Source organism: Emticicia sp. W12TSBA100-4 (genome assembly GCF_040253585.1).
In the GTDB taxonomy this organism is placed as follows: Bacteria; Bacteroidota; Bacteroidia; order Cytophagales; family Spirosomataceae; genus Emticicia.
The window spans coordinates 165,792-172,118 of the sequence record NZ_JBELAU010000013.1 but is presented as its reverse complement, the minus strand read 5'-3'; the positions used below and the strand labels follow the sequence as shown (position 1 = coordinate 172,118).

Sequence of the window (6,327 nt, the reverse complement as noted above, 5' to 3'; positions counted from 1 at the left end):
TACTATATTCAATTAGAAATAGCATCCAAAACTGTGCCAAACCTATTACAATGACCGTTTAATAAAAAAATCGGTTTAGTTTCCTATGTAGTAGAAAAAAGGGAAAATGTTGACTTTTGAAGAATGTTTGGCATAGAATAACTAAAACTATGCCAAATTGATATATATTATAAAAAAACATCCGTCTATTAAACGGATGTTTTTTCTGAAAAAAATATTGAGTGATAAACCCGCAGATAGTAAATACCTTCAGATTTTAGAAGTCATAACCCAGCGATAAGTATAGTTTTGGAGGATTTACCTCTTTATCTTCAAGCCCCCAAGCATAATCGGCTTTTACGAAGTAGCCCAAAATAGTAGTTCGGACACCTACTCCATAGCCTACTAAAAATGGGTTTTTAAAATTAGTTACAGTAGCTCTAAATGGGTTTTGTCCACCGCCAACTATTTCGGTATTCAAGCTATTTTGTCGGTTAAATGGCCCTTTGTTTCCGTACCAAGCTGTGCCTATATCAGTAAAGCCAACAAATTGTAGATTACGTAAAAAATTTGAGGTTAGTGAGCCTTTTGAAACAGATTGTGCTAAAGGTAAACGTAACTCTAAATTGGTCAGCAAGTGGCTTGTACCGAAAAGTTTTGCGAAATTGAAACCTCTTAAATTTCCTGCAAAATCATAAAATAGAATATCTCTTAAATCTCTTGGCACACCAATCGCTTGTCCATTTGTTGCTTCAATCGTGCGATTGATAGAGTTTTCAACTCCTCCTAAAATGGTTACTTTTGGAGCATTTCCAAGCGAACGACTGTAAGAAAGACGCCCAGCCAGAATAACACTACCGAATAGTTTACGATAATGACGAGCATCAATAACCATACGACTAAAGTTTTCACTACTACTCTTGAAGCTATATGAGCGGTCAAGGCGAATTTTAGCACGTGTTCCTACCAAAACTTTGCTAAATAATGGTGTAGTATTGTCATAAACTATCTCACCACGGAAACCTAAATAGATGGATTGCAGGTTTTTTCGACCTAAATCGGCAATATCAATATCTGATGTAGAGGTAATATTGGGTGATATTACTGCTTTTAAATATTGACTAAATGGATAAGAAGCAAATGCCGAAAAACGATTGTAGTAAAGACGGCGGTCGATACTGAGTACAGTTGCTTGAGGAGTGTTGATGTTCAGTGGGCGAAACAGATAAAGGCTACGATTATCTAATTCGTTAAGTGCAATTGAGCGTCGTTGAATATCCAAACCCCAATCAACTCTTCTGACATTATTATTATAACTTAATTGTACATCATGGTTGCGTAAAATAGGAGTAATGAAAAGACCCAGTTTGATGCTGTGATTTTCGAGTAAATCGTTCATTACCAATGTGTTTTTCATGCCCATTCTTCTTACAGGGTCAGTCAAAAATTCTGATTTTACATCATTGGCAATCACAATGTTTTCATAAGCAAGTGGGCCTTTTATTTTCAAAATTTCCTTGAATCTGCCTGATTTCGGAATTGTTTTATCTGTTGTTTCTCCTTTAGCTTTGGCTGTTTCGGCTGCTAATGATTTAATGATGTTTTCGGCATCAAATTCATAATTGTCAGTATCCACTTCGCCAGGTTTAAGTTCAAGTTTTTGCTTTGTTTCAGCCAATGAGCTATTGGGCTTTGTTTCTGTTGGTTTACTTGTATTAGTATCCTGTACTTTTTCTTCACTCGTTGCATACTGATTATTCGCATAATATTCTCGCCATTCTTTGATAAATCTATTATACGAAATACCAAGCGTACTCGTAATACTTGATTCTTCGGTGCGGATGATACGAGTCAGATTCAGAATATTGGAAATATTATCTTTTCCGTAACGAACCGCAATGTAATTCCATATTGATTGACCAATTATTTCGGCATCTTTGCCTTGTAGAGTTTCAATTTTCTTGTCTTTATTTTTCAGAATCGCCGTACGCATTCTGTCCAACATAAGTAGGTTCTCATTATCACCCGAAATATAAGCTGAAATTCCCGCCATGTACCACTCTGGTACTGTTAATAAAAGCGAACTTTGTAAGACCTCCTTCAAACTTCCGCCATAAAGCATATCATAGACAAACAGGCGAGCAATTTGCTGTACGAGTTCTTGCTTAAACTGCTCTTCATTGCCTGTGTAAGCAATTTGCACACGAGATTTTGCCAAGTTCAGAATACTCCCATCTAAGTCAATTGGAGCGGTTAAGCCGATATTGCTTTGCTCAAGTTCTTTTGGTGAATTATACAAAAATATCTTCATCGTTGTGAAGGGCGTATAACCCAATAACTCCGTAATACGGTCGTATTCACCTTCGGCTATTTTGGCGGCATTTTGGGCAATTTTATCGCCACTTCGGTAATAGTTAAACTCAAAATTATTGCTCCGAATCGTAAGCCATTCAAATCTTTTATATTGAATACGGCTTTTCCCAAACTCTTCTTGGGTTGACGAAAAGTAGCTTTGTGCAGATACACGACTCATGCCTAATGCAAGCATTAAGCAAGCCACCGTGCTTATTCGACGAAGAGTAAACATATTTTCCATGCCTTTGTATATTTCCAAGAATACAGATTTTCAGTAGGTTAGAATTGTAATCTGACAAATTTGGGTTTACAAAAATGTCGGATAAGCAATTTCAGGTTTTAAATTTTGTATGAATTTTAATCAAAAAACTCGCACAAAATCCTACAACGAATATAACGAATAAAAACGCTCAATGTTAGCTTCGGGCATTAAAACTTTATTAGTTTCTAAAAAACCGAGCATTTCTTCAGCAAAATAGGGGGCAAGTGATACGCCTTTCGTGCCGAGTCCGTTAAATATATATACGTTATTATGGAGCGGATGGTTGCCCATGAACGGGCGACGGTCTTTGGTTGTAGGTCTGATTCCTGCCTCTTGGGATGTGATTTGGTAGGATGGAAATAGGAATTTACTAATTTTTGAGGCAATCAATTCTCGGCCACTTTCGGTGGCTTGCCAGTCAAGATTATCCCAAATATAAGTTGAGCCGAAGCGACATTTGCCTTCGCCAAGTGGAATAATCCAAAAGCCTTGATTGATGATTTCTTTAATTTTGTAGCCTACTACATTGGCCAAAAGTGTTTCGCCTTTGGCAGGATTAAACGGAATCCAATTAAAAAATGGGTTTTGAGTAGAATAGAATCCTTCGCAGAAAATGATTCTTTTTGCTTGAAAATCTTTATAAAAAACCTTGTTTTCGATAATGTTTAGTTCTGTAAAATCAACTTTTTCGGCCTGATAACTTTCATTTTGTTTGAAAAAATCTCGGAAACAATCAAGCATTTTTGGCACATTTACCCAACCTGCTGACGATGTGTAAAGTCCACCCAATTCGTTGCTAACTTGCTCATAATCAGGTTGGTTTGGCTGAATGATTTTAAGGTAATTTCCTAAATCATATTCATCCGTCAATCTCAGAAAATGTCGGCGTTGTTGGTCGTTGGCAAATGGTCGATAAAGATTGGTTTCATGATAAAAATTTGCGTGAAATGCCTTTTCGAGTGAGGTATAAAATGTTCTTAAATAAGGAAAAATCTTATCGGCAAGCCAAGTTTTGTCAAGGTTTTTGCCTGTAATTGGGTTGAAAATTCCGCCCGCAACTGCTGAAGAAGTCGGCAAAGTTGCATCATTCAAAACCAACACCTTTTTGTCAGCTTTTATTAATTGATAAGCTAATAATGACCCCGCAATTCCTTGCCCAATAACTATATAATCAAAATTTTTCAATATCGCAGTTCAAACCTATGATGTTTTCAAAAACCTTATAGGTTTTTATTAAAGTTAAAAATTTATTTTCTAATCGCTTTGCTCAAAGCTTCATCGGCCAAAATACACACCATTTCTACTTGTTCGTCAAGTGTCATATACGATGTGTCAATATCAATGGCATCATCAGCTTTGCGAAGTGGACTTTCTTTGCGAGTAGTATCAATCAAATCACGTTTTTTTATGTTTTCGATAATCTCCTCAATATCAACCAAATCACCTCTTTCGTTCAACTCAATCTGGCGGCGATTAGCTCTGATTATCGGGTCGGCAGTCATAAAAATTTTCAGTTCGGCATCAGGAAAAACAACCGTTCCGATGTCTCGGCCATCCATCACGACACCTTTCTTTTTGCCCATTTTTCGCTGTTGAGCTACCATTGCGTGGCGTACTTCGGCAATCGCACTGACCTCACTTACTTGATTGGCAATGTAGAGTTTTCTGATTTCGTCTTCTACGTTTAGTCCGTTCAGAAAAGTCTCATTTCGGCCATCATTGGGGTTCCTACGAAACTCAATCTGAATATTATCCAAAGCCTTTGCTACTTCTTTTTCGTTGGTAAGTGTTACCAAATGTTGATGAAAATATAGCGTCACGGCTCGATACATTGCTCCAGTATCAATATAACTATATCCCAAACGTGCAGCTACTTTTTTGGCAGTAGTACTTTTGCCACAACTCGAATAGCCGTCAACGGCAATGGTAATCTTTTGCATTTAATCTGAATTTTTCTGCAAAGAAAATCCTAATTTACCGAAGAAACAATGATAAAATACAGCTTTAGACCGAAAAAAACAATTCTTCTGATATTTTCTTAATTTTAAAACTTATTTTTGCAATAATACTGATAAGTCAGCAACAAAATCTTTGATGATATGCGTAGCATCAGTTTATTGAAAATTTGCTTGCCCAAAGAATGAAGAAAATTATAAGTGTAACATTTGCTTTTTTTAATACATGCATTGCTTTTGGGCAGAGTAAAACCTTGGTTTTTTATCCAGCAGGGAATAGCGTTCAGGCAAAAGCAATTTTGGACGATGCTCAAAGTAAAAAACGCTTGCTTGATACTACTTCAAATCCTGTAAAAATCAACGAAGCAAACCTCAAAAACTATAATTCAGTCGTATTTCTCAATACTTCGGTTAATGCCTTAAGCTTTCAACAATCAGCCGAATTGCAGCGTTTTTTGCAAGCTGGTGGTGGTTTTGTGGGTATTGGAGGAGCTATCGAAAAAAACTACAAATGGCTTTGGTATAACAAAATGATTGGCGGAATTTTGGCTGAAAACCAATTTACGGATAAAGTACAATTGAGTCTTATTACCAATGCTTCAATCGGAAAAAGTGAGCTGCCACCACTCTGGAAAATTGAAGATAAACCATTAGTAATGAGTAGCTTACCTGTTAGGTGCAAGCCAGTTTTGCTGGATGTCATGGGGAAAACTTGGGCGTGGTATTACACGACCGAAGAAGGCGGAAAAATGTTTTATACAGCTTTAGGGGGTGAGCCTTCGGCTTTTCAAAATCCTACATTACTTGCTCATATTTGGTCGGGTATTGAGGAAGTTTCCTCTAAAAACTTACCCGATTATGCCAAAATTGCTGATACAGCTTTACCGTCAGAGAAAAATTTCTTGAAAGTAACTTTAGCTGAAAATTTAGAAACCCCGCTGGCTTTGGCTACTTTGCCCACTCGAAATGTGCTTTTGGTTGAACAAAATGGTAAAGTGAAACTTTTCGATGCTCAAAAACGAAAAACTAATCAAATCGGAAAAATTGATGCTACGAATTTGAAAGCCATTAAACTCGACCCCGAATTTGCCGAAAATGGTTATGTTTATACTTTTTCAGAAACCACTGCCAATGAATATAAAATCGGCAGAATGCAACTCATGGGCGATAGTGCTGCTACAATGAGCGATTTCTCAAGTCAGTCAACTACACCTTTGTCGAAAAGTATTACTTACGAATTTGATAAGTATGCAAGCGAAGCGTATCGTTTGCCTAAATATTTTGCAGGAAAATCATTTAGGTTTGACAGCGAACGGGGCTTTGTGGTAGAAACTTTTGATGAAGATGGAAATATAAAAAATGTTGAGCCATTTTTATCAAATACTCGCTTTGAATTTGTCAAAGATATGGCTTTTGGGGCAGATGGCGAATTGTATCTTCTCGAGGGTAATCGCTTAGCAAAGATTGATTACGCTGAGAAAAACCGAAAACCAATCGTGGTTGCTTCGGCCGATGTGCTATCGGGAAATGCTCCTTTGAAAGTAAAGTTTTCGTCAGAAGGCTCGATCGACTACGATACAAAAGATGTTTTGAGTTTCGAGTGGAGTATTATCGGTACAACAACTACCATTTTGAAAGAACCAAATCCAGAATACACTTTCTTGAAAGTAGGTAATTATGAAATAAAGCTAAAAGTGACTGATAATCAAGGTGAAAGTACTGAAACTTCATTGAAAATCCAAGTCAATAAACCTGCTCCTAAGAAAAGATAGAATG

4 protein-coding genes are annotated in these 6,327 nt (G+C 36.9%); 1 reads left to right on the top strand and 3 read right to left on the bottom strand.

Annotated features, from left to right (window positions below; genetic code table 11):
* Positions 1-256: 256 nt before the first annotated feature.
* The 3 genes from ABR854_RS19940 to cmk form a co-directional block, all read right to left on the bottom strand.
* Positions 257-2,593 (bottom strand): BamA/TamA family outer membrane protein, encoded by a 2,337-nt coding sequence (locus ABR854_RS19940; protein WP_350267614.1) that lies wholly within the window; start codon positions 2,591-2,593, stop codon positions 257-259.
* Between the two features lie 123 nt (positions 2,594-2,716).
* Positions 2,717-3,781 carry an NAD(P)/FAD-dependent oxidoreductase gene (locus tag ABR854_RS19935; RefSeq protein WP_350267613.1) on the bottom strand — a complete coding sequence of 355 codons (1,065 nt, stop codon included), beginning with the start codon at positions 3,779-3,781 and terminating at the stop codon, positions 2,717-2,719.
* A gap of 62 nt (positions 3,782-3,843) precedes the next feature.
* Entirely contained in the window at positions 3,844-4,536 is a 693-nt protein-coding gene (cmk, locus tag ABR854_RS19930; RefSeq protein WP_350267612.1) for a (d)CMP kinase, read from the bottom strand.
* 200 nt (positions 4,537-4,736) lie between these two features.
* On the opposite strand from cmk, the gene ABR854_RS19925 reads away from it, so the two are divergent.
* Positions 4,737-6,323: a ThuA domain-containing protein gene (locus ABR854_RS19925; protein WP_350267611.1), complete on the top strand. Its 1,587-nt coding sequence runs from the start codon at positions 4,737-4,739 to the stop codon at positions 6,321-6,323.
* Positions 6,324-6,327: the final 4 nt, after the last annotated feature.